Origin of the sequence: Agrococcus sp. KRD186 (genome assembly GCF_017168255.1) — a bacterium.
GTDB lineage: Bacteria > Actinomycetota > Actinomycetes > Actinomycetales > Microbacteriaceae > Agrococcus.
The window spans coordinates 283,189-308,264 of the sequence record NZ_JABFAP010000001.1 but is presented as its reverse complement, the minus strand read 5'-3'; the positions used below and the strand labels follow the sequence as shown (position 1 = coordinate 308,264).

Here is a 25,076-nt window from a genome sequence, read left to right as displayed (position 1 = left end):
AGGTCCTCAGACCATGAAGAAGAACGTGGCGATGCCGATGAAGGCCAGCGCCTCGGTGAACGCGATGCCGATGAACATGAGGACCGTCAGGCGGCCCTGCAGCTCGGGCTGGCGGGCGACACCCTCGATCGTCTTGCCGACGACGATGCCGACGCCGATGGCCGGGCCGATCGCGGCGAGGCCGTAGCCGACCGTGCCGATGTTGCCGTTGATCTCGGCGAGAATGGTCGTGGCGTTGTCCACGGTGTTTCCTTCCGTTGTGTTCCGGGAGTCCGGTGGTTGGTCAGTGCTCTTCAGCCAGCGCGAGCTGGATGTAGATGGCGGTGAGAATGGCGAAGACGTAGGCCTGCAGCAATGCGACGAAGATCTCGAAGATCGTGAAGGCGAAGCCGAAGGCGAGGGTGCCGACGCTGAGCAGCGGGAACAGGCCGCCGGCGCTCAGCAGGAAGAAGTGCGTCGCCGAGAAGAAGAGCACCAGCATCAGGTGGCCGACGAGCAGGTTCATCATCAGTCGCAGCGTCAGCGTGATGGGGCGCAGAACGAAGGTGGAGATGAACTCCAGCGGCGTGACGATGATGTAGAGGAACCACGGCACGCCGGAGGGTGCCAGCGAGTTCTTGAAGAACGCGCCCGGGTGCTTCTTGATGCCCGCGTAGATGAAGGCGACGTAGGAGACGATCGCGAGCACGAGCGGCACGCCGATCACGGCGGTGCCTGCGATGTTCAGGAACGGGACGACGCCGGTGAGGTTCATCGCCAGCACCATGAAGAAGATGGTGGTGAGGAGCGGCAGGAAGCGCTTGCCGTCCTTCTCGCCCAGCAGGTCGTAGGCGATGCCGTCGCGCACGAAGCCGAGGCCCATCTCGACGAGGCTCTGGCCGCGCGTGGGGATGAGCTTCATCTTGCGGGTGCCGAGCACGAACACGAGGATCAGGACCGCTGCCGCGATGAAGCGGACCAGCATGATGCGGTTGATGCCGAAGATGGGCGAGTCGTCCTCGAACCAGGGGATCGTCGGCTCTGCGAACAGGAAGACCTGCGGGAAGAAGTCGGCCAGGCTCGGCGGGTGGAACGGCTCGGGCTCGTTCGCAGCGGAGGCCAGCAGCGTCATCAAGGCGTTCAGCGTTTCTTCCTCAACCTCATGGCGCCTGGCGCCGGTTCGACGTCGGTGCGCCCCCTCGCGCACACACGCTCAGGGAATGAGCGGCACAGCAGGGGGAGCAATCACAACACTATCAGAGCGGATTCGGCCGATCGGCCATTCCGGACGCAGGCTTCAGGCGCGCGCGCCCGAAGCCGGGCGCCCCTGGGTCTCGTCGTCGGCGTCGCTGTCGACCGTCGGCTGACGACTGGTGGCGATGACGACGCAGTCGATGGCGAGCGAGCCGATCACCGCGGCCACCAGTGAGCCGAAGGCGACGCCTCGGTGCAGCCAGCTCTGCTCGCCCAGCACGAACACCAGCACGATGAACAGCGCGAACTTGACCAGCCAGCCCCCCAGCACGATGCCGAAGAAGGCACCCGAGACCATCTCGCCCTTCGACACCTTCAGCGCCAGCAGGATGCTGCCGGCCGTGAGCATGCAGAAGATGATCGCGAGTGCCGTGCCGACCAGTGCAGAGGCGACGCCCGCGCCTGCGGCCAGGAACCATCCGACCACCCCGCCGATGACGGCGACGGCCGCGGCGAGGATGCCTCCCCACAGCAGGATGCGCTGCATGATCTGGGTGCTGGTCACCGGGTGTCTCCCCTGGAAATCGGCGTCTCGGCGCGGGTGTCGACGAGTGTCGTTGTGTCGGGATCCATCCTCCCATGAGCGCCGCGCCGCTCGCGCATCACCCGCAGGAAGGTGCGCCAGATGCGCCTGCCGACCGGCGCCGCGGTGAGCAGCGCGCAGACCAGGAAGCCGGCGAGCATGACGCCGACGACGACCCACCACGGCCAGATGAGGAAGAGCAGGCAGCCGATCGAGACCACCGCCGTCCAGGCGTAGAAGATCAGCACGGCGCCGAGGTGCGAGTGGCCCATGTCGAGCAGCCGGTGGTGCAGGTGCTTGCGGTCGGCGGCGAAGGGGCTGTTGCCGTTGATGACGCGGCGCACGACCGCGAGCACGAAGTCGGTCAGCGGCAGCAGCAGGATGGCCAGCGGCAGCAGCACCGGGATGAACGCGGGCAGGATCTGGCTGCGGCCACCCATGGTGCCGATGTCGATCTGGCCGGTGACGGCGATGGCGCTCGCCGCCGTCAGCAGGCCCAGCATGAGCGCTCCGCCGTCGCCCATGAACATGCGGGCCGGGTGCCAGTTGACGGGCAGGAAGCCCAGGCAGACGCCGACGATCACCGCGGTGATGAGGCTCGCGAGCGAGAAGTAGGCGTTCTGCTGGGCGAAGTTCTGGCTGATCACCCAGATGTAGCCGAAGAAGGCCGCCGAGCCGATGATCGTCGTGCCCGAGACGAGCCCGTCGAGCCCGTCGATGAAGTTCACCGCGTTCATCACCAGCACGATGATGAGCACCGTCAGCACGATCGCCATGGTCGCCGAGGGCACGGTGAGCCCGGCGATCGGCAGGCTGACGATCTGCACGCCGAAGACGGCCACGCCGGTGGCGACCAGGATCTGCGCGCCGAGCTTCAGCATCCAGTCGAGGTCGAACAGGTCGTCGAGCACGCCGATGACGGTGATGGCGAGCGCCGCGCCCAGCAGCGTCCAGATGCGGATGGGCTCGGCGAAGATGCCGGCGAGCTCGGGGATGAGCGCCGCGATGCCGAAGGCGCCGAGCATGCCGATGCACATCGCGACGCCGCCGAGCCTGGGCGTCGGCCGGGAGTGCACGTCGCGCTCCCTCACCGGGGGGTGGATGCCGTGCTTCAGTGCGAGGCGCAGCACGACCGTGCTGGCGACGAAGGTGATGACCGCCGCCGCGAGCGTGATCAGGAGGAAGGTCATCGCGTCATCCGGCGGCGGGAGGTTCGGAGCCGGCGCTCTCGGCCGGCGGCTCGGCCGGCGGCTCGGCCGGCGGCTCGGCCTGCAGCTCTGCCTGCAGCTCGGCCGGCGGCTCTGCCTGCAGCTGCTCGCCGAGCACCGCCGCGATCGTCTCGCGCGGCAGCACGCCCTGGCGGACGATGCGGAAGACGCCGTCGGTGGAGCAGTCGAGGATGGTGGAGCCGTTGTTCGAGCCCGCGGGCTGCTCACCCGGCTCGCCGCCGACCGTGCCTGCGTCGAGCACGACCGAGACGCGCTCGCCCAGCATCTCGGCGGCCGCAGCGGCCTCGGTGGGCGCCGGCATGCCGTGCAGGTTGGCGCTCGAGACCGCGAGCGGGCCGGTCTCCCGCAGCAGGCCGACGGCGATGGGGTGGTCGGGCACGCGCAGCGCGACGGTGCCGCCGGTGTCGCCCAGATCCCACGACAGCGACGACTGCGCGCGCACGATGACGGTCAGCGGGCCCGGCCAGTGCGCGTCGAGCAGCGGCTCGATCTCGACGGGGATGCGCTCCGCGAGCGCCGCCGCCATGTGGCGGTCGGCGACCAGCACCGGCGGCGGGAAGCCGCGGTCGCGCCCCTTGGCGGCGAGCAGCCCGGCCACCGCCTGGTGCGAGAAGGCGTCGGCCGCGATGCCGTAGACGGTGTCGGTCGGCATCACGATGCACCGGCCGGCCGCGATCGCTGTGCGAGCCGCGCGGATGCCCGCGAGCAGCGAGGCAGGGTCGGCGGTGTCGTGGATGGCGGGCACCCGTCCATGGTAGTGCTGGCGGGGCCGCCGGCGTCCCCCACCGAAGGGGTCGCAGCGTCAGCGGATGGCGCCGGTGACGCGGTCGCGGCCGGTGTGATCGCGGCGGGTGAAGGCGTCGCGGAAGCCCGCGTCCGCCACCAGCTCCCACACGTCGCCCGCCTGCTGCTCGGCGTGCTCGAACGCCACCAGCCCGCCCGGCTGCACGAGGTCGGCGGCGATGGAGGCGAGGTCGCGGATGAAGTCGAGCCCGTCGGCGCCCGAGTAGAGCGCGGTCGCCGGATCGAACGATCGCACCTCGTGGTCGGCGGGCACGGATGCGTGGGGCACGTAGGGCGGGTTCGACACCAGCGCGGCGAGCGAGCCGGGCACGACCCCGACGGCCGCGAGCGCGGCGGCATCCCGCGCATCGGCGTGCAGCAGCACGGTCGCGGGCGCGAGCTCGGCGATGTTGCGCCGCGCCCAGACGTAGGCGGCCGGGCTCCACTCGACGGCGACCACCGGCACCTCGGCCTCGCGGGCGATCGTGATCGCGACGGCGCCGCTGCCGGTGCCGACATCGAGCACGAGCCCGGTGTCGAGCTCTGGCCGGTGCCGCCGCAGGTGCTCGAGCGCCACGTCGACCAGCACCTCGGTCTCCGGCCGGGGCGTGAAGACGCCCGGGCCCACGCGCAGCTCCACGTGCCGGAACGGCGCGGAGCCGGTGATGTGCTGCAGCGGCTCCCGGCCCTCGCGGCGGGCGACGGCCGTGAGGAAGCGGGCCACCGCATCCGCTTCGAACGACCGGCCCATCGCCATGTCGACGCGCACCTCGCCGAGCGAGCTGCCGGCCGCCCAGGCGGCGAGCAGCTCGGCGTCGGGGCCGTCGATGCCGGCCAGGCCGAGGCGCGCGCGAGCGTCGCGCACGAGGTCTGCGACCGCCTGAGGATCCACAGCATCACGCTAGCGCCACGGGGCGGCCGCTCCCTGCGGGAATGCACCGGTGAGCACGACGCTTGCACGCAGCTGAGGCGGCGTAGAGTAGAAGCAAGGCTTCCACCCGATGAAAGGAAACGGCATGGCTCGCATCTTCGACGACATCACCGCCACGATCGGCGGCACTCCCCTGGTGCGCCTGCAGCGCATCAACGATTCGGAGGCGACCGTGCTGGTCAAGCTCGAGTCGTTCAACCCCGCCGCCTCCGTCAAGGACCGCATCGGCAAGGCCATCGTCGACGCGGCAGAGGCCGCAGGCGACTTGCAGCCCGGCGGCACCATCGTCGAGGGCACCAGCGGCAACACCGGCATCGCGCTCGCGCTGGTCGGCGCGGCCCGCGGCTACAAGGTCATCCTCTCGATGCCGGAGACCATGTCGGTCGAGCGGCGCGCGATCCTGAAGGCCTACGGCGCCGAGCTCGTGCTCACGCCCGGCGCGGACGGCATGCGCGGCGCGGTCGAGCGCGCGCAGCAGATCGTCGACGAGACGCCCGGCGCCGTGCTCGCCCGCCAGTTCGAGAACGAGGCGAACGTGCGCGTGCACCGCGAGACCACCGGCGAGGAGATCTGGGCCGACACCGACGGCGCCGTCGACATCTTCGTCGCCGGCATCGGCACCGGCGGCACCATCTCGGGCGCCGGCAACCTGCTCAAGGAGCGCAAGCCCGAGGTGCAGGTCGTCGCGGTCGAGCCGATCGACTCGCCGCTGCTGACCGAGGGCAAGGCCGGCCCGCACAAGATCCAGGGGCTGGGCGCCAACTTCGTGCCGGCGATCCTCGACCGCGAGGTCTACGACGAGGTCATCGACGTCTCGCTCGACGACTCGGTCGCCACCACGCGCGCGCTCGCCGCCAAGGAGGGCATCTTCGCCGGCATCTCCGCCGGCGCCGCCGTCTTCAGCGCCCTGCAGGTCGCCCGCCGCCCGGAGTCGGCCGGCAAGACGATCGTCGTGATCGCGCCCGACACCGGCGAGCGCTACCTCTCGATGCCCGTCTACGCCGAGCTCGTCTGAGCCGGACCGCCGGGCCGGGACACGCATCCGCCCCCACCGCACGACGAAGGAGGATCGGTTGGGCCTGCTCAACATCCGTGAGGACATCGAGAACGCCAAGCGCCACGACCCCGCTGCGCACGGCAGCGTGACGGTCGCGCTCACCTACTCGACCCTGCACGCGGTGTGGGCCCACCGCATCCATCACCGCCTCTGGCATGCCGGTGCGCGGCCGCTCGCGCGGGCAGGCAGTCAGTGGATGCGGTTCCTCACCGGCGTCGAGATCCACCCGGGGGCGCGGCTCGGCCGCCGCTTCTTCATCGACCACGGCATGGGTGTGGTGATCGGCGAGACCGCCGAGACCGGCGACGACGTGATGCTGTACCACGGGGTGACCCTGGGCGGCACGGCGAACGCCGCCGTCAAGCGCCACCCGACGCTCGGGCACCGTGTGCTGGTGGGGGCGGGCGCGAAGATCCTCGGGCCGATCGCGCTCGGCGACGACGTGAAGGTGGGCGCGAACGCGGTGGTGCTGCACGACGCGCCGTCGGGCGTGACGCTCGTGGGGATGCCCGCGAAGGTGGTCTCGGAGCTCTCGCCCGCGGAGCTGCCGCAGATCGAGTACTCGATCTAGGAGGGCGGGGCTGTGCGCCCGGCGCCCCGCGCCCGGCGCCCCGCGCCCGGCGCCCGGCGCCCGGCAGGTATAGGGCGCGTTGCTCTTGGCGAGCGCGGCGAAGGGCAAACCGCCGTATACCTGCACCGGCCGCGCTACGCGGGGGCGGCGTGCGGAGCGATGGCGCTTACGCGGGGTCGGCGGGTGTGTCGGGCTGCGCGGGCTCGGCGGGCGAGGCGGGCTCGGCGGCCTCGGCAGGCGAGGCGGGCTCGGCGCGCTCGGTGAGCGCGAGGCCCGCGACCGCCACCAGGATGCCGGCGAGGAAGAGTAGCATCAGCGGGTTGAACGGCTGCGCGCCGGTCGCGAGCGCCCAGAGGACGGTGAGCGCTCCCCCGACGCCCGTCCAGACGGCGTAGCCGGTCGCCAGCGGGATCACCCGCACTGCCCGCTCGAGGCCGATGAAGCTGGCGATGCCGGCGACGACGAAGACGATCGATGGCGCGAGCCGGGTGAAGCCCTCTGACTGCCCGAGCGCGGTCGCCCAGACGGCCTCGAGCACGGCGCTGGCGAACAGCACGATCCATGCGGTGCGGGGGCGCATCTCAGCTCACCAGCTTCAGGCCGACGAGGCTGCCCACCAGCAGCACGAGCAGCAGCGAGCGCACGAGCGTGAGTCGCTCCTTGCCGCGCGCGAGCTGCAGCAGCACGGTCGCGACGGCGCCGACGCCCACCCAGACGGCGTAGGCGGTGCCGGTGGGAATCTCGAGCATCGCCCACGCGAGCCCGCCCATCGAGAGCACCATCGCGCCGACGAACAGCACGGTCGGCTTCCACTTCTTGAAGCCCTTCGAGGCCTGCATGGCGGATGCCCACACCGCCTCGAGCAGGCCGGAGACGAGCAGGATGATCCAAGACATGACGAGTCCTTCCGGCCGTCTTGTCGCGATGCGGGTACGGCTCCCTCGTCCGCGGACCCAGCCTCGGATCCAGCTCAGATTCTAGCAAATCCGGGCGGATCTGGCAGGGCTTCCCGGGCTCGCGGGCGAGAGATCGGTCTGCGGCGCGGGCCCGTCGACCGGCGTCAGCGAACGCCGGGCCCGTCGACCGGCGTCAGCGAACGTCGGGCCCGTCGACCGGCGTCAGCGAACGCCGGGCCTGTCGCCGCGCAGCGCGTCGCCGTCGGGGTCATCGCCCCGCAGTGCATCGTCGCCGAGCGCCGTGTGCGCCCGCCAGGTGGCGAGCGTGAGGCCGACGACGAGCACGATGGCGGCGAGCGCGAGCAGCACGGCAGATTCGTCGGTGCTCCCCTGCGCGCCGGCCACCAGCGCGCCGGCGGCCGCTACCGCGGCGACCGCCGCAGTGAGCCAGGTGAGCGGCGTGGCCGCGCGGTGCGTGCCCGCGTACACCCGCGCATCCGTCCGCAGTCGCCGGCCGGGCAGCCCGAGCGCGAGCTTCGGCGCGATGCGGCCCAACCCGATCAGGTGCACGAGGATGCCGATCGCCAGCGAGCCGAGCATCAGCAGCAGCGAGCCGAGCGAGAGGGCGACGGCGGGTTCCATGCGCCCATCCTGGCAGGTCAGCGCGCGGGCGCCCGGCCCCACGTGATGGCCTCGCGCACGGCGTCGGGGGCGGATGCGTGCAGCTCGGCATCGGGTGCGGCCCCGAGGGCGCCGTTGACGGTGGCGAAGGCGATCCGCGAGCCGATGTAGGCGCTCAGGCCCACGATCTGCCGGTCGTCGTAGCCGACCGCGCGCAGCGCCGCGACCTCGGCCGGCCCGGTGCCGCTGGGGTCGTCGACGAGCCGCCGGGCCCAGGCTGCGACGGCGCGCTCGCGGGCGTCGAGGCCGTCGTCGTGGCGGCCGGCCTCCTCGCCGCGCAGCACGGTGGCGGCGACCTCCTCCCCCGCCGCCGCGGCCAGCCGGGTGCCCCACGCGTACGAGCAGTACGAGTCGCCCAGCTCCGAGGCGACCGCGCTCACGATCACGCCCTTCATGCGGAAGCTCAGGCCCGCCGCCTCGGCCGCGGCGACCGCGAACGCCGACCACGCATCGTAGACGGCCGGCGCGTGCGCCCACACGCGCGTGAGGTTCATCACGTAGCCGTCCTGCTCGCGGTCGTCGGCGTACATCGCGTCGACGGCGGCGCTCCGCGCCGGCTCCGTGAGGAATCCCGCATCGCCCATGGCGCGCCTCCCTGTTCGGCGTCAGCGTAGACCCGGGCGGATGCGTCGTCCAGGCCCGCGCAGACGGGTCCGACCCGGGCAGATCAGCGGTGACGACAGAGGCCGGATCGGCGGTCGCACAGCGCCCCGATCGGCGACCGCGCCAGCGACCGGATCGGCGAGCGTGCCGGAGGCCCGATCGGCGGTCAGTCCGTGTCGACCGTGCGGTGCCGCTCGTCGTCGCCGGGCCACTCGAAGCCGGCGACGTAGTCGCGCAGCTCCTCGTCGCTGAGCACGACCGACTCGGGGCCGGGCTCGCGCTCGTGCGAGCGCTCCAGCAGCGACTCGAGCGGCGCGCGCACGACGACCAGCTCGACCTGCACGCCCATGGCGCCGCAGCGCATCCGCCACCGATCCCGCACGCCGCGGGTCGAGAGGGACGCGTCGAGCACCACCGGGCGCTCGGCGGCGACGGCATCGGCGAGCTGCCGGTGGAAGTCGTCGTCGATCTCGTGCACGAGCTGCTGCGAGGGCCGCCCGTCGCGCACGCCGCGCGCCCAGGCCTCACGGTCGTAGGAGAGCACGAGCGCGCCGGCGGCCTCGAGCTCGCGCGCGAGGGTCGACTTGCCCGCGCACGCGGGCCCGCACAGCAGCGTGACCTGGGCCATGTGCGCGAGCCTACGCGGGGTCTCCCGCGCGGGTGTCGCGGCCCAGATCACGCTGTGGCGATCAGTCAGCGCAGATCAGTCAGCGCAGATCGAGCTGCACCACCGAACCCTCGCCGGTCGAGATGGTGTCGAGCGAGACGTACATTGCATTGCCGCGGATCGCGATGCCGTACGGCGCCGAGAGCCCGTCGGCGACCGCCGCGTGCATCGAGCCACCGGGCGTGATCTCGCGCACCGAGCCGAGGTGCCCGTCGAAGAAGTTGCCGTCGTCGAGCTGCACGGCGTAGAGCGTGTCGTCCTTCCAAGCGAGGCTGGTCACCATCGTCAGGCCGGTCGCGTAGGCCGAGACGTCGCCGTCAGGCGTCACGCGCCAGATGGTCGAGGTTCCGGTCGGGAACGGGAACCCGGTCAGCTGCGAGACGTAGTAGGCGCCGTCGGGGCCGACCACCACATCCGTGGGCACCGCCTGCGGCGGGATCATGCCCGGTCCGAACGGGTTCGGCACCTCGTCGCCGTTCGGGAACACCGCGAGGGTCTCCTCGCCGTTCGCGCCCACGATCCGCAGCGCGTTGGCGCCCGCGTCGGTGACTGCCCAGTGCTTGGCGTCGAGCGCTGCCAGGCCGACCGCGTTGCTGTCGGGTCCGAAGCCGTCGGGGTCATACATGACCTCGGATGCGTTGAGGTCGGCCCGGAGGGTCAGGTCGGCTGCCGTCAGTGGTGCTGACCGCAGCGAGCCGGTCTGCAGCGTGCCGAAGTCGGCGAACTCCGCGGACAGGCTGTCGCGCACGCTCGCGGCGCCGGCCATGCCGCCGATCAGCACGGCGATGCTGTTGCCGCGCACGTCGACGTCGGAGGTGCCCATGATCTCGCCGTTGAAGGCGAGCGCTGGCAGGCCGGTGACGGCCCGCCACTGCTCACCGCCGCGCACGGCGGTCACTGAGCCGGTGAGGCCGCAGTACTCGAACTCGTCAGTGGCGCCAGGGATTGCCACGCAGTCGGCGTCGCTGCCTGCCTCGGCGACGTAGAGGGTGCCGGCCGGCCCGATCGAGAGCTGGCGCGGGTTGTCGAGGCCGGTCGCGATGGTGACGACCTCGTCTGAGGGCGGAGCTGCTTGCGCGGGGACGACCGCGAGCAGGCTGAGGCCGAGTGCTACTGCGGCCGCTGCGGCCGCCGCTGGGGTGCGGAATCGAGACATGGATGGGATCCTCGTCGTTGAGGGGTGATGCGTGACGCGACTGGCGTCGCCATCCGAAGCGTGCACCCGATCGGGAGGCGCTGCAAGCCCCCAGAATCCGGGCCTGCGGCCGCGGCTGCGAGCGGGTGGAGAGGGCCGCTACGCGGAGGCCGGCGCGGCCGCTACGCGGAGGCCGGCGCGGCCGCTACGAGGAGGCCGGCGCGGTCGCCCGCGAGGGGCGCCCGAGCACGAACCAGGCGAGTGCGCCGAGCACCGGCGCGACCACGATCAGCAGCGCCCACATGAGCTGCTGGCCGCCGCTGTAGTGCTTCGACCGCAGCGCCTGCCACAGCGCCGTGACCGCCAGCACGACCACCACCAGCACGATGCCTGACCAGATGAGGTCGTAGCCGGCCGGCAGCAGCGGGTTCGGCAGCGAAGTCGACGCGTGGACGATCATGCCGTCACGCTACCGCGCGCGAGCGGGGAGAGCGCAAGCCCGATCGCCGCGATCGCGAAGCCCGCGCAGACGATCGCGAGCGCGGGCCCGAAGCCGATCGCATCGCCCAGCAGCCCGGCGAGCGGCGCCGCGACCACGATCATCGCGCGGTTGACGGTGCGCATGGTGGCGTTCATGCGCGCCTGCATGCGGTCGGGCGTCGCGCGCTGCCGCAGCGCCATCTCGCTCGGGTTGCCGATGCCCATGCCGACCCCGACGAGCGCCAGCCCCGCCAGCAGCACCCCCATCGCGAGCCCGGCGATGAGCACGTCGCCCGCGAAGGCGCTGAGCGCGACGGCGCTCCACGCGATGGGCGAGGTCACGCGGCTGACGATGATGGTGCGTGCAGCGCCCAGGCGCGAGCCGATCACGCCCGCGAGCGCCGTGCCCGCGAGCGTCGCCCCGCCCAGCACGCCGAGCGCGAGGCCAAGGCCCGCTGGCCCGGCCTCGAGCTCGAGCAGCACGAGCGGCACCAGCAGCGTCATGGCGGCGCCGTTGCAGAGGAACCAGACGTGCGTCCAGCGCGCGAAGGGACCCAGACGCGGATGCCGGTGCACGAAGCGCAGGCCGTGCGCGATCGAGCGCCCCAGACCGTGAGGGCGCCGCGGCAGTCGCTCGTCGGCCGGCAGCGTCGAGAGCACCAGGGCCGAGACCAGGTGCGCGCCTGCGGCCAGCAGCAGCGAGATGGGTGCCCCGAGCCAGGCGATCACGATGCCCGAGACCGCCGGCCCGGCCGACTGCGCCGCGTTGGAGCCGATGTCGAGCCGCTGGTGCGCGGCCAGCAGCCGGTCGCGGCCGACCAGGCGCGGCACGAACGCCTGCGAGGCCGCGTCGTTCACGAGGCTCGCGGTGCCGAGCAGCACGACGGCCAGCAGCAGCACCCACAGCGCGCCGCCGCCGAGCAGCCAGACAGCCGCGAGGCCGCCCAGGACGACCGCGCGCACGACGTCGCTGACGATCATGACCGTGCGCCGACGCATCCGCTCGACGATCGCGCCGACCATCAGCCCGAGCACCATGTAGGGCAGCCAGCGGGCGGAGGAGAGCCAGCCGACCTCGGTCGCTCCCCCACCCAGGTCGAGCACGACCATCGTCTGCAGGGCGATGACGGCGAGGCCGAGGCCGGTCTCGGTCGCGAGCTCGACGCTCCAGAAGCGCCAGAACCCGCCGCCCATGCGGGCCGCTCGGATACGTCGGGGCGTTGGATGCGAGCGTTCGGCTGGTGTGCTCATGACGGCGACGGCAGGGTGCCTGTCGTTGGCGGCTGCGGCGTGCGCATGAACTGGCCGCCGCCGAGCCCCTTGCCCCTGCGCGGCTGGGGGCCGGCTGCGGCGATCGCGGCCGCGCGCCCCTCGGCCCAGCGCCGCTCGCGCACGGTCGCGAGGGACTCGAGCGTGTCTGCGCTGAGCCGCGCTGCGGCGGGCACGAGCTTGTCGCGCAGCCGCTGCCGGGCGGCCTCATGCGGGAGTCGCTCGACCTCGTCGCGGAGAGCGTCTGGGATCGTGCCGGCGAGCTCTCGCACACGCTCGAGCATGCCACCGGCGTCGACGCCGAGGTTCTTCGCGGCCTTCCGCCAGTGCTCGGGCTGCACCGCGCCGAAGTGCCGCTCACCGCCGATCGACATGGCTGCCTTCGTGAAGCGCAGGGTGTCGTCCTTGCGGTAGGTGAGGCCGGATGCGACGTCATAGAGCGGCGCGAGCATGGCGCTGCGACGCACGAGCAGCAGCGAGTAGTTCTTGGCGTGCGCGTCGGGGGCCCCGATGAGGTAGTTGGCGATGATGGCGTCCGCGAAGCGGTCGCGGCCCTCGGTGTCGATCCCGCCGAGCAGCTGGCCGATCTGCTGCAGACCCGGGCCGCCCTTGTCCTCGTACTTGCGCTCTGGCATGAGTGCGAACGCCTGGGTCAGATCCTCCTGATGGATCCGGAGCGTGCTGTGTCTCGTGCGGCGGTCGTAGCGCTCGATGATGATGGCTGGCTCTGCCCCGAACTCGGCGTACTCTGTGCGGGCGACATCCAGGCCTACGGCGGAGAGGGCGCGCATGCTGACGTGCTCGATGAGCGCCTGGTCCTCGAGCACGGTGATGCCCGGCTTCAGAATGTGGGTGGAGGGTGCGCTGCCGGTCGCGGTCGCCCAGTGATCGCCGTCGCGAGCAAGTGTGAACTTGCTCTGCGCGCCGGCGAGCGACCAGGACGCCTCAGCGTCGCCGGCAGCCCAGTCGGCGCCGTCCTCGCGGAGGTGCCGGATGCGCTCCTCGAGCTCGAGCTCGTCGATCCGGCGGAGTCCGCCGGCGGGCTGCGCGGCGGTCGGGTCGGTGTGGAACTGCACAGCCCCGGCAACGTCGAGGCCGACCGCGCCGATGAGGGAGAGCACGTCGCCCTCGGTGACCCCGTGCTCCTTTGCCCAGCGACTGCGGACGCGCACGTGGTCCGGCAGCAGCCCATCGAGGTAGGCCATGACCGGGCGCCGCTGGTGCTCGAGCGACTCGAGCGGCAGTGAGAGTGACAGCGGGGTCGCGCCGTTGTCGTCGGCGTAGGACTCGTCGTAGGCGAAGCGCACCTTGCCGCCCGAGCGCGTGATGACGCCGGCGTGCCTGCCGTAGATGCTGACGTGCAGCTCATGGACCGCCATCAGCGCTCCTGTGCGGACTCGCTGAGCGTCGCCTCGAGCGCACTCTCGAAGTCGTCGTGGTCACGCTCCAGGATGATGCCGAGCCCGAGCGCGCGCAGGATCGCGAGCACGCGCCGGAGCTCGGCGCCGGGCCGCGAGGCGGACTCCATGCCGCTGACGAAGGCACGTGAAACGCCAGCGAGCTCGGCGAGCTCGGACTGCGTGAGCCCGGCCTTGGTGCGGGCCTGCCGGATCGCCGCGCCCAGCTGCCGTTCGGTGGTCATCACACGTGTCACAGTACCATGACACACCAGGCTTGTCGCATACTCGTTACATATACGGTCTGTCGCAGCACTGTGACATGCCAGCAGCTGGGCGAGATCGCTTTCGCTGTCTCGATCGAGATCAGCCCTCGTCGCCCGCAAGTGCGGCCAGGCGCGCCTCCTCGTCGGCGGTGATGCAGGAGTCGATGACCGCCTGCAGCGCGCCGTCCATGACGGTGTCGAGCGCGCCGCCAGCCTGACCGGGTCGCGCGGAGCAGGTGTCGTCACGCATCGGTGAGGGGATCGACCTGCCTTGCGACCGACGTCTGCTCATGTCGACCGCGCCCAATGAAGGCCCGCGCACGCTCGACAGTCGCGCGAACCACCGGCGCATCGGCCTGCAACAGCTCGACCCGCGCGAGAATGATCGCCGGATCGACAAGACCGGCATCCACGAGCACTCCGACGAAGTCGAGATCCTTCTGCGCCCCGCGAGCCAGCTTCGAAGCGCAGAGATCGTGCTTCTCCAGGAACCTCGGCGACGAAGGCTGGCGATGCCAGGTCACCACACGCTGCTTCCAGCCGGAGGGAAGGATGACGGTGTCACGGTGGACGCCCTCCGCATACGTGCCCCATTCCGCATCATGCGGGGACATCTCTCCGATGATGGCGTTCACAAGATCGGCCTTCCGGCGATCGGGATCACGGAGGAAGACGAGGTCGACTTCCCTCGACAGCACGGCGCGGTCAGGCAGCTTCTCCTCCGCGAAGGAACCGAGTATCGCCTGACTGCCGACGACGAGGATGTCCCCGTCCTCGGTGAGCGAGGCGGCCCTCCGCAGCAGCTCGGCCAGCTCGTCGCGCTTCACGCTGCATGGGCGATGTCGAGCTCGCGGCTCGCATCGATCGCGGCACGGCGCGAGTCGGCGTCGAGCACACCGGCGAACGGTGTGCCCTGCCGCAGATCGGCCGCATCCTGGCTCTGCTCGATCAGCAGCAGCGCGATGCGCGCAGGCGGCTCAGCGAGGATCCGCTCCCACCGATCGATCCAGTACTGATCGCGTCGCTTGCCATCGCTCCACCGCTCGAGGTTCTGCCGGGCGATCGCGAGCACCGGACCCGGGTCGGAGATGAGTCGCGCGGCGATCTCCAGGTGCATCAGCAGTGATCGCGCCTGGTCAGGAGTAGGGGTCTGATGCGCAACACCCAGGGCGTCGAGCACCCGCTGCCGTGTCGCCGCAGCGATCGAGCCTGACTCGTCACGGCGCTCATAGCCCTGCACGGTCGCGCGTGTGACATCGAGCCTCGCGGCCACGTCGGCAAGACTCATGCCCCTGTGCTGACGCAGTTGCTTCAGGGTCGTCATGCCGCGCCTCCAGTCCGTCGTGCTCGCAATGTATGCGTGAAAGCATACACCGGCGGCGCGGATCGCACCATGCGTGCGTCAGCCCTCGTCGCCCGCAAGGGCGGCCAGGCGCGCCTCCTCATCGGCGGTGATGCAGGAGTCGATGACCGCCTGCAGCGCGCCGTCCATGACGGTGTCGAGGTTGTAGGCCTTGAAGCCGGTGCGGTGGTCGGCGATGCGGTTCTCGGGGAAGTTGTAGGTGCGGATGCGCTCGGAGCGATCCATGCCGCGGATCTGCGAGCGGCGGGCATCCGAGGCCGCCGCCTCGAGCTCCTCCTGCTGGCGCGCGAGCAGCCGGGCGCGCAGCACGCGCATGCCCGCCTCGCGGTTCTGCAGCTGGCTCTTCTCGTTCTGCATCGACACCGTGATGCAGGTCGGCACGTGCGTGATGCGCACGGCCGAGTCGGTGGTGTTCACGCTCTGGCCGCCGGGGCCCGAGGAGCGGTAGACGTCGATCTTCAGGTCGTTCTGGTCGATCTGGATCTCGTCGGGCGCGTCCACCTCAGGGAAGACCAGCACGCCGGTCGTCGAGGTGTGGATGCGGCCCTGCGACTCGGTCGCCGGCACGCGCTGCACGCGGTGCACGCCGCCCTCGTACTTCAGCGACGCCCAGACGCCCTCGGCGGGGTCGTTCGAGGAGGACTTGATGGCGATCTGCACATCCTTGTAACCGCCCATGTCGCTCGCGGTCGACTCGAGCATCTCGACCTTCCAGCCGCGGGCGGCCGCGTAGTGCGAGTACATGCGCACCAGGTCGGCCGCGAACAGCGCCGACTCCTCGCCGCCTTCGCCGCCCTTGACCTCCATGATCACGTCGCGCCCGTCATCCGGGTCGCGCGGGATGAGCAGCCGCCGCAGCTTCTCCTCCGCCTCGTGGGCGGTCTGCTCGAGCGCGGGCACCTCCTCGGCGAAGGCGTCATCCTCGCGGGCGAGCTCGCGCGCCGCCCCGAGGTCCTCGACCGAGGCCTGCCAGCGCTCGTGCGCCGCCTTGATCTGGTTGAGCTCGGCGTAGCGCCGGTTCACCCGGCGCGCACGCACGGCATCGGCGTGCAGCGCCGGGTCGGCGAGCTGCTGCTCGAGGTCGGCGTGCTCGGCGAGCAGCCCGGCGACCGACTCGAACATGTCAGTCCTTGTCGTGCTGGCCGGGCACCGACTTCGAGACCTTCATCAGGAACTCGACGTTCGACTGCGTCTCCTTGAGCTGCTTGAGCGTGAGCTCGAGCGCCTGCTGGGTGTCGAGCCCGGCGAGGGCCCGGCGCAGCTTCCACATCACCTTGGTCTCCTCGACGCCCATCAGCATCTCTTCACGACGCGTGCCGGATGCGTTGATGTCGACGGCGGGGAAGATGCGCTTGTCGGCCATGTGGCGCGAGAGGCGCAGCTCCATGTTGCCGGTGCCCTTGAACTCCTCGAAGATCACCTCGTCCATCTTCGAGCCGGTCTCGACCAGCGCGGTGGCGAGGATGGTGAGCGAGCCGCCGTGCTCGATGTTGCGCGCGGCACCGAAGAACTTCTTCGGCGGGTAGAGCGCGCTCGAGTCGACGCCGCCGGAGAGGATGCGGCCCGAGGGCGGGGCGGAGAGGTTGTAGGCGCGGCCCAGGCGGGTGATGCCGTCGAGCAGCACGACCACGTCGTGGCCCAGCTCGACCAGGCGCTTGGCGCGCTCGATCGCGAGCTCGGCGACGATCGTGTGATCCTCGGCGGGCCGGTCGAAGGTCGAGGCGATGACCTCGCCCTTGACGGTGCGCTGGAAGTCGGTGACCTCCTCGGGGCGCTCGTCGACGAGCACGATCATCAGGTGCACTTCTGGGTTGTTCTCGGCGATCGCGTTGGCGATGGCCTGCATGACGAGCGTCTTGCCGGCCTTGGGCGGCGAGACGATCAGGCCGCGCTGGCCCTTGCCGATCGGCGCGACCAGGTCGATGACGCGGGTCGAGAGCTTGTTCGAGGTGGTCTCGAGGCGCAGGCGCTCCTGCGGGTAGAGCGGCGTCAGCTTCGAGAACTCGACGCGGGTCAGCGAATCCTCGGTGGTCTGGCCGTTGATCGTGTCGACGCGCACGAGCGCGTTGTACTTCTGGCGCGTCGAGTGCTGCTCGCCCTCGCGCGGCTGCTTGATGGCGCCGACGACGGCGTCGCCCTTGCGCAGGCCGTGCTTCTTGACCTGGGCGAGCGAGACGTAGACGTCGTTCGAGCCGGGCAGGTAGCCCGAGGTGCGCACGAACGCGTAGTTGTCGAGCACGTCGAGGATGCCGGCGACCGGCAGCAGCACGTCGTCCTCGTGGATCTGCGGCTCGTCGTCCTGGCCGCGCGTGCGGGTGCGCTCGCGGCCGCGGCCGCGGCGCGAGCCGCCGTCCTGGTCGGACTGCTGCTGGTTGCCGCCCTGGTTGCCGCCCTGGCCGCCCTGGTTGCCGTTCTGGCCCCGGCCGCGACCGCGACCGCGGCGCGAGCCGCCCTCGTCGTCCGAGTCGTCGTCCTGCTGCTGGGTGCCCTGCTGGCCGCGCTGGTTGCCCTGCTGGTTGCCGCGCTGGCCGCCGTCCTGCTGGTCGCCGCTCTGGCCGCCCTTGCCGCGGCTGCGGCGACGGCGCGAGCTCGACGACTGCTGGTCGTCGCCCTGGTCGTCCTGGTCGTCGTCGCGGCGGTCGTCGCGGCGGTCGCCGTCGTTCGAGTCGTCGGACTCGGCGGATGCGTTGCCGCGGCCACGGCGCGAACGCGACGTGCCTGCGTCCTCCGCAGGCGCATCCGTCGAGGTCTCGTCGGCGTCGGCCTGCTCGCCGCGCTTGCGGCCACCGCGCGTATCGGCGTCGCGCTTGTCGGCGTCGCGCTTGTCGGCGTCGCGCTTGTCGCTGTCGGCCTTGTCGGCGTCGGTCTTGTCACTGCCGGCCTTGTCGCTGCTCTTCTGGTCGAGCGCGCTCTCGAGGCGGGCGGCGGTGCCGTCCTGCTCGGCGGGGGCGGCGGCCTCGGCGGCTGCGGCCTCGTCGGCGCGCTTCTGCGCGGCCGTGCGGCGCGCGGGGCGCTTGGAGGCCGGCTTCTCGGCGGCGGCGTCGGCGTCGGCTGCGGGCTGCTCGTCCGTGCTGCTGCTGGTCGAGCCGGTGCTGCCGGACTCGGTGCCGCCAGACTCGGCGCCGGCGGCCTCGGCCGCGGCTGCCTCGTCGGCGCGCTTCTGCGCGGCGGTGCGGCGTGCGGGGCGCTTGGTGGCCGGCTTCTCGGCCGGTGCGGCCTCGGCGGGCGCGGCCTCAGCGGCGGGCGCCTCGGCAGCGGCGGGGGCCGCAGCCTGCTCCGCCACCGACGACGACGACGCGCGGCGCGAGCGGCGCTTGGGCGCGGCGGGCGCCTCGGCCTGCGCAGCCTCGGCTGCGGGGTTGGCGGCAGCGTCTGCTGCCGGGGTGCTGGTGGTCGACTCGCTGGTCATGACGCGAGGGCTCCTTCGATGTTGGCCCGCGCGCGATGCCGCGGGCATGGGACCTTGTCTCCCGCTGCGCCCACGGCCGGTGCAGCGAACAGTGCTGGCCGACGGTCGAGCGCATCAGAAATGCAGAGAGTGGAGTCAGGAACTCCCCGAACCGGGCTAGGCCGCGGCACTGGTGGGGATGCCCTCCACTGTACCACCGCGGATGTCGACCGCGAGCAGGCGCGCAGTCCATCCCTCTGGGCGCGCCTCGACGATCGCCGCCGCCTCCAGCCGGGCCGCGGGGTCGGCCGCGAGCACGAGCACCGAGGGGCCGGCGCCCGAGACGACGGCCGCGTGGCCGGCGGCGCGCAGCTGCCCGACGAGCTCGCTCGTCTGCGGCATGGCGCTGGAGCGGTACGACTGGTGCAGGCGATCCTCGGTGGCGTCCAGCAGCAGCTCGGGGCTCTGCGTCAGCGCCGCGACCAGCAGCGCCGAGCGCGAGAGGTTGAAGACGGCGTCGGCGTGCGGCACCGCCTCAGGCTGCAGGCTGCGGGCGAGCTTCGTCGACATGGTGGCCTCGGGCACGGCGACCAGCAGCGAGACGCCGCGGTGCACGGCGAGCTGCTTGTGGCGGGGGCCGCTCTGGTCGACCCAGGCGATCGTCAGGCCGCCGAAGATGGCGGGCGCGACGTTGTCGGGGTGGCCCTCGAGCTCGGTCGCGTAGCGCAGCACGTCGGCGTCGGTGACCTCGACGATGCCCTCCAGCAGCCCCTTCGCCGCCAGCACGCCGGCGACGATCGCGGCGCCGGAGGAGCCCATGCCGCGGCCGTGCGGGATGCTGTTGGTCGCCTGCAGCGCGAGGCCGGGCGCCGCGACGCCCACGCGGTCGAACACGTGCAGGATCGATCGCGCGACGAGGTTGGTCTCGTCGGTGGGCACGGCGTGGTCGGTGCCGGCGGCGCCGATGCCGGCGACCTCGACGCTGACCGCAGGTCCCTCGGCGCCCGCCGCGGTCGCCTCGACCTCGAGCTCGTCGTGCACGTTGAGCGCCAGGCCCAGCGTGTCGAAGCCGGGGCCCAGGTTGGCGCTGGTGGCGGGCACGCGCACGTGCACACGACGGCCGAGCGGCACCGTGACATCCCCGCCCGGCGTCGCCGACGCATCCGCCGTGTCACGACCGCCCGCGACCGCACCGCTCATGCGAGGCCCAGCAGCTCGGCGACCTGCTTGGTGTCGGCGTCGGCCGACTCGGGCGCGGCGTCGGAGCCGTCGTCGAGCTGCAGGCCCCACTGGGCGTCCTTGAGGCCGTGGCCGGTGACGGTCAGCGCGATGGTCGAGCCGGCGGGGATCTCGCCCGCCGCGTGCCGCTCGAGCAGGCCGGCGACCGAGATCGCCGAGGCGGGCTCGACGAAGACGCCGGTGGAGGAGGCCAGCAGCCGCTGCGCCTTCAGGATCGCCGCGTCGTCGATAGCGCCGATGAAGCCGCCCGACTGGTCGCGGGCGTCGAGCGCCTGCTGCCACGATGCCGGGTTGCCGATGCGGATGGCGGTGGCGACCGTGTCGGGCTCGAGCACGCGCTCGCCGCGCACGATGGGCGCTGCGCCGGCGGCCTGGAAGCCGAGCATGCGCGGGCGCTTGGTGGCGAGACCAGAGGTCTCGGCGAGCGAGTAGCCGCGCCAGTAGCTGGTGATGTTGCCGGCGTTGCCGACCGGGATGCAGTGGATGTCGGGCGCGTCGCCCAGCACGTCAACGATCTCGAGCGCGGCGGTCTTCTGCCCCTCGATGCGGTCGTCGTTCACCGAGTTCACCAGGTGCACCGGGTACTGCTCGGCGAGCTCCTTCGAGATCTCGAGGCAGTCGTCGAAGTTGCCGCGCACCTGCACGATGCGGGCGCCGTGCACGACCGACTGGGCGAGCTTGCCCATCGAGATCTTGCCCTCGGGCACCAGCACGATCGCCTGGATGCCGGCGGCCGCGGCGTAGGCGGCGGCCGAAGCCGAGGTGTTGCCGGTGGAGGCGCACGCGACGGCCGTCGCGCCCCGCTCGACGGCGCGCGAGACGGCGACGGTCATGCCGCGGTCCTTGAACGAGCCGGTGGGGTTCAGGCCCTCGAACTTCACGAACACCCGCGCATCGGTCAGCTGCGAGAGCGCGCGCGACTCGATGAGCGGGGTGCCGCCCTCTCCGAGCGTCACGACCGTGGACGCATCCGTCACGTTGAGCACGTCAGCCCACTCGTGCAGCAGGCCGCGCCACTGGTTGCGTGAGCCCTGCTTGCCTGCAGTCTGGTTCGCCATTGGGGTTCCTCCTAGTCGATGAGCCGGATCACGCTGTCGATCCGCTCCACGTCGTCCTGCTGCTCGAGCGCGGCGAGCACCTCTGCGATGCGCGCCTCGGTCGCGGTGTGGGTGCCGAGCACCAGGGTGGCGGCGCCGTCGCGCACATCCTGGCGCACCGACTCGACCGAGACGCCGTGCAGGGCCACCAGCCCGGCGATCACCGAGAGCACGCCCGGCTGGTCGGCGACGGTCAGTGCGATCTCGTGCCGCGCGAGCACCTCGCCGAAGGGCGCCAGCGGCAGCTTCGCGTGCGTCGAGCCGGCCGTGCCGGGCCCGCCCGCGACGTGCCGGCGCGCGATCGAGACGAGGTCGCCGAGCACCGCCGAGGCGGTCTCGGGCCCGCCGGCGCCGGCGCCGTAGAACATCAGGTCGCCCGCGGCCTCGGCGGTCACGAAGACGGCGTTCATCGCCTGGCGCACGGCGGCGAGCGGATGCGTCGCCGGCAGCGAGACGGGATGCACGCGTGCCGAGACGCGGTCGCCCGCACCGCCCGGCTGGCCCTCGCCGGCGGGCAGCCGCTCGCAGATCGCGACCAGCTTGAGCACCCGGCCGGCGCGCTCGGCCTGCGCGACCATGTCGCTGGTGACACCGGTGATGCCCTCGCGGTGCACCTCGCTCGCGGGCACCTCGGTGTGGAAGGCGAGCGAGGCGAGGATGGTGGCCTTGCTGGCGGCGTCGTAGCCCTCGATGTCGGCGGTCGGGTCGGCCTCGGCGTAGCCGAGCTCCGTCGCGATCGCGAGCGCCTCCTCGAGCGTCGAGCCCTCGGTGTGCATGCGGTCGAGGATGAAGTTGGTGGTGCCGTTGACGATGCCCATCACGCGCGTGACGCGGTCGCCGGCGAGCGAGTGCTCGAGCGGGCGGATGATCGGGATGGCGCCGGCGACGGCCGCCTCGTAGGCGACCTGCGCGCCGACGATCTCGGCGGCGGCGAAGAGCTCCGGTCCGTGCGCGGCGACGAGCGCCTTGTTGGCGGTGACGACGTCGGCGCCGGCGGCGAGCGCGTCGAGCAGCAGCGTGCGGGCCGGCTCGATGCCGCCCAGCAGCTCGACCACGATGTCGGCGCCGGCGACGAGCGCGCCGAGGTCGGTGGTGAGCAGCTCGCGCGGCAGCTCCACGTCGCGCTTCGCGTCGACGTCGCGCACGCCGATGCCGACCAGCTCGAGCGGTGCGCCGGCGCGGGCGGCGAACTCGTCGCCGTGCTCGAGCAGCAGGCGCGCCACCTGCGAGCCCACGCTGCCGGCGCCCAGCAGCGCGATGCGGAGGGAACGGTAGGAGTTCATGCGGATGCGGCTCCGTTGCTGTCGAGTCCCGCGTCGCGGGCGAGCAGGTCGTCGATCGATTCGCGGCGCACGAGCGTGCGCACGGCCGGGCTGCCGTCGGCGCCCTGGCTGACGGCGAGCACCGGCGGGCGCGGCGCGGCGTTGTAGTTGGAGGCGAGCGAGTGGCAGTAGGCGCCGGTCGCGGCGACGGCGAGCAGGTCGCCCGGGGCCACGTCGCCGGGCAGCCACTCGGCGTCGACGACGATGTCGCCCGATTCGCAGTGGCGGCCGGCGATCCGCACGAGGGCGGGCTCGGCGGCGGATGCGCGGCTCGCGATGCGCGCGGCGTACTGCGCCCCGTAGAGGGCCGGCCGGGCGTTGTCGCCCATGCCGCCGTCGACCGAGACGTAGGTGCGGGTGCCCTGCTCGAGCGAGCCGGCCTCCCCCACCTGCACCGGCTTGATGGTGCCCACGGTGTAGACGGTCACGCCGGCGGGGCCGACGATCCAGCGACCGGGTTCGATCGAGATCCTGGGCACCGCGATGCCGAGCTCGTCTGCGGCGGTGCGCACCGCATCCGCCAGTCTTGTCGCGATCGTCTCGATCGGCTCGGGGCTGTCGGCGGCCGTGTAGGCGATGCCGAAGCCGCCGCCGAGGTTGAGCTCGGGGAAGGCGCCGTCGGCGGCGCTGCCTGTGCCGCCGAGCTCGGCGTGCAGGGCGAGCATGCGGCGCGCCGACTCGCTGAAGCCTGCGGCGTCGAAGATCTGCGAGCCGATGTGGGTATGCAGGCCGACGAGCTCGAGGCCCGGCAGCTCGCGGATGCGTGCGACCACGGCGGGCGCCTCGTCGACCGGGATGCCGAACTTCTGATCCTCGTGGCTGGTGGCGAGGAACTCGTGGGTGGAGGCGTGCACGCCCACCGAGATGCGCAGCCGCACGCGCTGCACGCGGCCGGCGCGGGTGGCGGCGGCCGAGATGCGCTCGGCCTCGATCGGCGAGTCGACGATGAACGTGCCGATGCCGGCGCTCACGCCCGCCTCGATCTCGAGCTCGGACTTGTTGTTGCCGTGGAAGCCGATCGCGGCCGGCTCGATGCCCGCGCGCAGGGCGGTGGCGAGCTCTCCCCCGGTGCACACGTCGATGCGCAGCCCCTCGGCGCGCATCCAGCGCGCGACGTCGGCGGTCAGCAGCGCCTTGCCCGCGTAGTAGACGTCGACGGCGGGCTTGCCGGCCTGCGCGGCCGCACCGGACGCATCGGACGCATCCGCGAACGCAGTCTCGAAGGCCTCGCGGATGCGGCGGGCCCGCTCGCGCACGACGGTCTCGTCGACGAGCAGGAAGGGCGTGCCGTGCTGCGCGGCGATCGCGCTGAGGGCGACACCGCCGACGTGCATGGCGCCGTCGACGCGCTCGGCTCCGGCAGGCCAGACGCCCTCGGCGAGCGCGTTGGCGTCGCCGGTGTCGGGCAGCTGGGGGGCGAGCGGGTGCGGCACGGAACTCCGTCCGAGTGGTGGTGCTTGTGCCCGCGACGGATCGCTCCGGGTGCGGGTGGTGTGCGGCGCTTGTGGCGCTGCCTCCATCCTACGAGGGTCGGCATGGCCGAGCTTGCCCTGGTCGGGCGCGGAGTTGCAGCGCGACGAGGGGCGACCGACGCCCGTTTGGGTCGAAGCGAGTCCCCAGCCCTTGGCAAGTTCTCTTGCGACAAGTAACCTTGTGCCATGGAGGCGGATCCGATCATCCTTGACACCGCTCACAGGCACGGCGTCACCGATTCGGCAATCCTCCATGCACTCCGATTCCCAATCCGGCACTTCGTGCAAGACGATTCGATGACGATGTTCATCGGCCCCGACGACACAGGCATTCCGATCGAAGTCGGTGTCGTCGAGTGGCATGGCGTCATCGCTGTCGCGCACGCGATGCGCCCGGCCCGATCCAAGTATTTGAGGTGAACCACTATGACTCGACGCTCGATTGCAGACATCAAGGCTCGCGCTGACGAGTTCGCCGATGCCTTCGAGAACTACGTCCCCAAGTCCAGCGACCGCGATGCTCCGCTGCCGCCGGTGATGGCGGTCAAACTCGCTGCCTGGCGACGCGACGCTGCGGAACGCGAGCTCGCAGCAGCAGTCCAGGCAGCGCGCGAGCAGCGGCTGTCCTGGCGAGAGGTCGGCGACGCGATCGGCACCAGCGGCGAGGCCGCGCGTCAGCGGTACAGCACCAGCGTCTGACAGACGGAAGGGCGTGACGCGTTTCGACCGGTGCACGCGATCAATCGCTACCGCACACGGCGATGATCCTCGGCGGGCTGAGCGACCGCGGGTGATGCGAAACCAGCATTACTCATAATCGAGGCCGGGAACCGTAGGAGCAAGTCGCGCTGCACGTGGCCGTCGACCGACACCACCTGGCTGTTGCGGCAGCCGCCATCCGGTATTGCCCAAGACGCCGGTCGCGAGTACGAGGAGACGCTCCCTCCGCGCATTTCTGGCCTCTCTCCTGACCCGAGCCCGCCAATCCAGGCGCTCTCGCTCGCGACCACTCGAGAACTCATCCGGCTCGACGCCGAGCTTGTGCGTCGCGTGCACCAGTTCAGTCCGTTGTTGCTGCGATTGGAGGCCGCGTCGTCTTCCAAGATCGAGAACGTGACAGCGAGCGCACGGTCGGTGCTCGCAATCGAGCTCGGCGGACGCGGTGGTGGCAACGCAGAGCGAGTGGTCGCCTTGGCGCTGCGGTCAATCGAGACCGAGCACGACCAGGAGCGCCTCGTCGACCGCCTGCAGCTCTGCGGCGTCGAGCCTGCCGGTGAACTCCCCAAGCCGAGCCTCCGGGTCGATGACCGCCAGCTGCTCGACCATCACTCTGGTCGTGACGCCATCGATCTCGATCTCGGGACGAAACGATGCCGCACGTCTCCCCGCCGACGTCGGGGCGACGACCCAGGTCGACAGCGGGAGATCGTCAGACTGCACAACTACTGCATAGCGCGCGCCCATCTGCTCGTGG

At 71.8% G+C, this 25,076-nt stretch carries 30 protein-coding genes and 1 riboswitch; of the genes, 4 read left to right on the top strand and 26 right to left on the bottom strand.

Translation table 11 applies throughout. The features are described from left to right. Nucleotides 1-6: 6 nt before the first annotated feature. The 6 genes from atpE to prmC all read right to left on the bottom strand — a co-directional run bounded on the left by atpE (nt 7) and on the right by prmC (nt 4,660). Nucleotides 7-243, bottom strand: coding sequence for an ATP synthase F0 subunit C (atpE, locus tag J1M46_RS01600; protein ID WP_092667153.1), 237 nt, complete (start codon nt 241-243; stop codon nt 7-9). 40 nt (nt 244-283) lie between these two features. Next, a complete protein-coding gene (gene atpB / locus J1M46_RS01595; protein ID WP_206448517.1) occupies nt 284-1,111 on the bottom strand; it encodes a F0F1 ATP synthase subunit A in 828 nt (275 codons plus the stop codon). 165 nt (nt 1,112-1,276) lie between these two features. Then, on the bottom strand, nt 1,277-1,738 hold the full coding sequence (locus J1M46_RS01590) for a hypothetical protein (protein ID WP_206446238.1): 462 nt from the start codon (nt 1,736-1,738) through the stop codon (nt 1,277-1,279). Further along, entirely contained in the window at nt 1,735-2,946 is a 1,212-nt protein-coding gene (locus J1M46_RS01585) for a glycosyltransferase family 4 protein (protein WP_206446237.1), read from the bottom strand. Before J1M46_RS01585 ends, J1M46_RS01590 begins: the two co-directional genes overlap by 4 nt. A gap of 4 nt (nt 2,947-2,950) precedes the next feature. Then, on the bottom strand, nt 2,951-3,730 hold the full coding sequence (locus J1M46_RS01580; protein WP_206446236.1) for an L-threonylcarbamoyladenylate synthase: 780 nt from the start codon (nt 3,728-3,730) through the stop codon (nt 2,951-2,953). Nucleotides 3,731-3,787: 57 nt separating this feature from the next. After that, on the bottom strand, nt 3,788-4,660 hold the full coding sequence (gene prmC, locus J1M46_RS01575) for a peptide chain release factor N(5)-glutamine methyltransferase (protein ID WP_206446235.1): 873 nt from the start codon (nt 4,658-4,660) through the stop codon (nt 3,788-3,790). Nucleotides 4,661-4,784: 124 nt separating this feature from the next. On the opposite strand from prmC, the gene cysK reads away from it, so the two are divergent. Both cysK and epsC read left to right on the top strand, forming a co-directional pair. Further along, nucleotides 4,785-5,714, top strand: coding sequence for a cysteine synthase A (gene cysK / locus J1M46_RS01570; RefSeq protein WP_206446234.1), 930 nt, complete (start codon nt 4,785-4,787; stop codon nt 5,712-5,714). 58 nt (nt 5,715-5,772) lie between these two features. Next, nucleotides 5,773-6,327, top strand: coding sequence for a serine O-acetyltransferase EpsC (gene epsC, locus J1M46_RS01565; RefSeq protein WP_206446233.1), 555 nt, complete (start codon nt 5,773-5,775; stop codon nt 6,325-6,327). A gap of 166 nt (nt 6,328-6,493) precedes the next feature. On the opposite strand, the gene J1M46_RS01560 is transcribed toward epsC, so the two are convergent. From J1M46_RS01560 to lysA, 19 genes are all read right to left on the bottom strand, one after another. After that, nucleotides 6,494-6,907: a DMT family transporter gene (locus tag J1M46_RS01560; protein ID WP_206446232.1), complete on the bottom strand. Its 414-nt coding sequence runs from the start codon at nt 6,905-6,907 to the stop codon at nt 6,494-6,496. Between the two features lies 1 nt (nt 6,908). After that, nucleotides 6,909-7,223 (bottom strand): DMT family transporter, encoded by a 315-nt coding sequence (locus J1M46_RS01555; protein WP_206446231.1) that lies wholly within the window; start codon nt 7,221-7,223, stop codon nt 6,909-6,911. Nucleotides 7,224-7,233: 10 nt separating this feature from the next. After that, a riboswitch (guanidine-III (ykkC-III) riboswitch) is annotated at nt 7,234-7,297 on the bottom strand. A 148-nt stretch (nt 7,298-7,445) separates the two neighbouring features. Further along, complete coding sequence (locus tag J1M46_RS01550; RefSeq protein ID WP_206446230.1) at nt 7,446-7,865, bottom strand: hypothetical protein; 420 nt, start codon at nt 7,863-7,865, stop codon at nt 7,446-7,448. 17 nt (nt 7,866-7,882) lie between these two features. Then, nucleotides 7,883-8,488, bottom strand: coding sequence for a carboxymuconolactone decarboxylase family protein (locus J1M46_RS01545; RefSeq protein ID WP_206446229.1), 606 nt, complete (start codon nt 8,486-8,488; stop codon nt 7,883-7,885). Nucleotides 8,489-8,673: 185 nt separating this feature from the next. Continuing rightward, nucleotides 8,674-9,135: an AAA family ATPase gene (locus J1M46_RS01540; protein ID WP_206446228.1), complete on the bottom strand. Its 462-nt coding sequence runs from the start codon at nt 9,133-9,135 to the stop codon at nt 8,674-8,676. Nucleotides 9,136-9,214: 79 nt separating this feature from the next. Next, nucleotides 9,215-10,330 (bottom strand): ScyD/ScyE family protein, encoded by a 1,116-nt coding sequence (locus J1M46_RS01535; protein ID WP_206446227.1) that lies wholly within the window; start codon nt 10,328-10,330, stop codon nt 9,215-9,217. Nucleotides 10,331-10,514: 184 nt separating this feature from the next. Next, nucleotides 10,515-10,769, bottom strand: a complete 255-nt coding sequence (locus J1M46_RS01530) for a PLD nuclease N-terminal domain-containing protein (RefSeq protein ID WP_241248974.1) — start codon at nt 10,767-10,769, stop codon at nt 10,515-10,517. After that, on the bottom strand, nt 10,766-11,983 hold the full coding sequence (locus J1M46_RS01525) for an MFS transporter (protein WP_206446226.1): 1,218 nt from the start codon (nt 11,981-11,983) through the stop codon (nt 10,766-10,768). The genes J1M46_RS01530 and J1M46_RS01525 overlap by 4 nt, the downstream gene beginning before the upstream one ends. Before the next feature lie 53 nt (nt 11,984-12,036). Then, the gene (locus J1M46_RS01520) at nt 12,037-13,437 is read right to left on the bottom strand and encodes a HipA domain-containing protein (RefSeq protein ID WP_206446225.1); all 1,401 of its coding nucleotides are present in this window, start codon (nt 13,435-13,437) and stop codon (nt 12,037-12,039) included. Beyond that, on the bottom strand, nt 13,437-13,700 hold the full coding sequence (locus tag J1M46_RS01515; protein ID WP_206446224.1) for a helix-turn-helix domain-containing protein: 264 nt from the start codon (nt 13,698-13,700) through the stop codon (nt 13,437-13,439). Before J1M46_RS01515 ends, J1M46_RS01520 begins: the two co-directional genes overlap by 1 nt. A 121-nt stretch (nt 13,701-13,821) precedes the next feature. Further along, nucleotides 13,822-13,971, bottom strand: coding sequence for a hypothetical protein (locus J1M46_RS01510; RefSeq protein ID WP_206448759.1), 150 nt, complete (start codon nt 13,969-13,971; stop codon nt 13,822-13,824). Beyond that, nucleotides 13,964-14,548, bottom strand: a complete 585-nt coding sequence (locus J1M46_RS01505; RefSeq protein WP_206446223.1) for a DUF6036 family nucleotidyltransferase — start codon at nt 14,546-14,548, stop codon at nt 13,964-13,966. Before J1M46_RS01505 ends, J1M46_RS01510 begins: the two co-directional genes overlap by 8 nt. Then, nucleotides 14,545-15,045, bottom strand: coding sequence for a helix-turn-helix domain-containing protein (locus tag J1M46_RS01500; RefSeq protein ID WP_274606898.1), 501 nt, complete (start codon nt 15,043-15,045; stop codon nt 14,545-14,547). The genes J1M46_RS01505 and J1M46_RS01500 overlap by 4 nt, the downstream gene beginning before the upstream one ends. A 78-nt stretch (nt 15,046-15,123) precedes the next feature. After that, on the bottom strand, nt 15,124-16,206 hold the full coding sequence (prfA, locus tag J1M46_RS01495; RefSeq protein ID WP_206446221.1) for a peptide chain release factor 1: 1,083 nt from the start codon (nt 16,204-16,206) through the stop codon (nt 15,124-15,126). Between the two features lies 1 nt (nt 16,207). Beyond that, complete coding sequence (gene rho / locus J1M46_RS01490; RefSeq protein WP_206446220.1) at nt 16,208-18,493, bottom strand: transcription termination factor Rho; 2,286 nt, start codon at nt 18,491-18,493, stop codon at nt 16,208-16,210. A gap of 156 nt (nt 18,494-18,649) precedes the next feature. Beyond that, on the bottom strand, nt 18,650-19,672 hold the full coding sequence (thrB, locus tag J1M46_RS01485; RefSeq protein ID WP_206446219.1) for a homoserine kinase: 1,023 nt from the start codon (nt 19,670-19,672) through the stop codon (nt 18,650-18,652). Then, complete coding sequence (gene thrC / locus J1M46_RS01480) at nt 19,669-20,769, bottom strand: threonine synthase (protein WP_206446218.1); 1,101 nt, start codon at nt 20,767-20,769, stop codon at nt 19,669-19,671. Before thrC ends, thrB begins: the two co-directional genes overlap by 4 nt. Before the next feature lie 11 nt (nt 20,770-20,780). Beyond that, nucleotides 20,781-22,091, bottom strand: coding sequence for a homoserine dehydrogenase (locus tag J1M46_RS01475; RefSeq protein WP_206446217.1), 1,311 nt, complete (start codon nt 22,089-22,091; stop codon nt 20,781-20,783). Then, on the bottom strand, nt 22,088-23,650 hold the full coding sequence (gene lysA, locus J1M46_RS01470) for a diaminopimelate decarboxylase (RefSeq protein ID WP_206446216.1): 1,563 nt from the start codon (nt 23,648-23,650) through the stop codon (nt 22,088-22,090). The genes J1M46_RS01475 and lysA overlap by 4 nt, the downstream gene beginning before the upstream one ends. 138 nt (nt 23,651-23,788) lie before the next feature. On the opposite strand from lysA, the gene J1M46_RS01465 reads away from it, so the two are divergent. Both J1M46_RS01465 and J1M46_RS01460 read left to right on the top strand, forming a co-directional pair. Then, complete coding sequence (locus J1M46_RS01465) at nt 23,789-24,022, top strand: hypothetical protein (protein ID WP_206446215.1); 234 nt, start codon at nt 23,789-23,791, stop codon at nt 24,020-24,022. Nucleotides 24,023-24,028: 6 nt separating this feature from the next. Next, complete coding sequence (locus J1M46_RS01460) at nt 24,029-24,301, top strand: hypothetical protein (RefSeq protein ID WP_206446214.1); 273 nt, start codon at nt 24,029-24,031, stop codon at nt 24,299-24,301. A 504-nt stretch (nt 24,302-24,805) separates the two neighbouring features. Here J1M46_RS01460 and J1M46_RS01455 read toward each other — a convergent pair. Continuing rightward, nucleotides 24,806-25,066 carry a type II toxin-antitoxin system PemK/MazF family toxin gene (locus J1M46_RS01455; RefSeq protein ID WP_241249190.1) on the bottom strand — a complete coding sequence of 87 codons (261 nt, stop codon included), beginning with the start codon at nt 25,064-25,066 and terminating at the stop codon, nt 24,806-24,808. Between the last annotated feature and the right edge of the window lie 10 nt (nt 25,067-25,076).

Excerpts from the sequence above, each read along its gene's own strand:
- J1M46_RS01545 (WP_206446229.1), bottom strand. The coding sequence starts at position 8,488 with ATGGGCGATGCGGGATTCCTCACGGAGCCGGCGCGGAGCGCCGCCGTC.
- J1M46_RS01465 (WP_206446215.1), top strand. The coding sequence starts at position 23,789 with ATGGAGGCGGATCCGATCATCCTTGACACCGCTCACAGGCACGGCGTC.
- J1M46_RS01520 (WP_206446225.1), bottom strand. The coding sequence starts at position 13,437 with ATGGCGGTCCATGAGCTGCACGTCAGCATCTACGGCAGGCACGCCGGC.
- J1M46_RS01550 (WP_206446230.1), bottom strand. The coding sequence starts at position 7,865 with ATGGAACCCGCCGTCGCCCTCTCGCTCGGCTCGCTGCTGCTGATGCTC.
- J1M46_RS01555 (WP_206446231.1), bottom strand. The coding sequence starts at position 7,223 with ATGTCTTGGATCATCCTGCTCGTCTCCGGCCTGCTCGAGGCGGTGTGG.
- atpB (WP_206448517.1), bottom strand. The coding sequence starts at position 1,111 with ATGACGCTGCTGGCCTCCGCTGCGAACGAGCCCGAGCCGTTCCACCCG.
- J1M46_RS01530 (WP_241248974.1), bottom strand. The coding sequence starts at position 10,769 with ATGATCGTCCACGCGTCGACTTCGCTGCCGAACCCGCTGCTGCCGGCC.
- J1M46_RS01510 (WP_206448759.1), bottom strand. The coding sequence starts at position 13,971 with ATGCGTGACGACACCTGCTCCGCGCGACCCGGTCAGGCTGGCGGCGCG.
- J1M46_RS01515 (WP_206446224.1), bottom strand. The coding sequence starts at position 13,700 with ATGACCACCGAACGGCAGCTGGGCGCGGCGATCCGGCAGGCCCGCACC.
- J1M46_RS01525 (WP_206446226.1), bottom strand. The coding sequence starts at position 11,983 with ATGGGCGGCGGGTTCTGGCGCTTCTGGAGCGTCGAGCTCGCGACCGAG.
- lysA (WP_206446216.1), bottom strand. The coding sequence starts at position 23,650 with ATGGAGGCAGCGCCACAAGCGCCGCACACCACCCGCACCCGGAGCGAT.
- J1M46_RS01535 (WP_206446227.1), bottom strand. The coding sequence starts at position 10,330 with ATGTCTCGATTCCGCACCCCAGCGGCGGCCGCAGCGGCCGCAGTAGCA.
- J1M46_RS01455 (WP_241249190.1), bottom strand. The coding sequence starts at position 25,066 with ATGGGCGCGCGCTATGCAGTAGTTGTGCAGTCTGACGATCTCCCGCTG.
- thrB (WP_206446219.1), bottom strand. The coding sequence starts at position 19,672 with ATGAGCGGTGCGGTCGCGGGCGGTCGTGACACGGCGGATGCGTCGGCG.
- J1M46_RS01585 (WP_206446237.1), bottom strand. The coding sequence starts at position 2,946 with ATGACCTTCCTCCTGATCACGCTCGCGGCGGCGGTCATCACCTTCGTC.
- cysK (WP_206446234.1), top strand. The coding sequence starts at position 4,785 with ATGGCTCGCATCTTCGACGACATCACCGCCACGATCGGCGGCACTCCC.
- prfA (WP_206446221.1), bottom strand. The coding sequence starts at position 16,206 with ATGTTCGAGTCGGTCGCCGGGCTGCTCGCCGAGCACGCCGACCTCGAG.
- J1M46_RS01460 (WP_206446214.1), top strand. The coding sequence starts at position 24,029 with ATGACTCGACGCTCGATTGCAGACATCAAGGCTCGCGCTGACGAGTTC.
- J1M46_RS01475 (WP_206446217.1), bottom strand. The coding sequence starts at position 22,091 with ATGAACTCCTACCGTTCCCTCCGCATCGCGCTGCTGGGCGCCGGCAGC.
- J1M46_RS01500 (WP_274606898.1), bottom strand. The coding sequence starts at position 15,045 with ATGACGACCCTGAAGCAACTGCGTCAGCACAGGGGCATGAGTCTTGCC.
- J1M46_RS01540 (WP_206446228.1), bottom strand. The coding sequence starts at position 9,135 with ATGGCCCAGGTCACGCTGCTGTGCGGGCCCGCGTGCGCGGGCAAGTCG.
- rho (WP_206446220.1), bottom strand. The coding sequence starts at position 18,493 with ATGACCAGCGAGTCGACCACCAGCACCCCGGCAGCAGACGCTGCCGCC.
- thrC (WP_206446218.1), bottom strand. The coding sequence starts at position 20,769 with ATGGCGAACCAGACTGCAGGCAAGCAGGGCTCACGCAACCAGTGGCGC.
- J1M46_RS01560 (WP_206446232.1), bottom strand. The coding sequence starts at position 6,907 with ATGCGCCCCCGCACCGCATGGATCGTGCTGTTCGCCAGCGCCGTGCTC.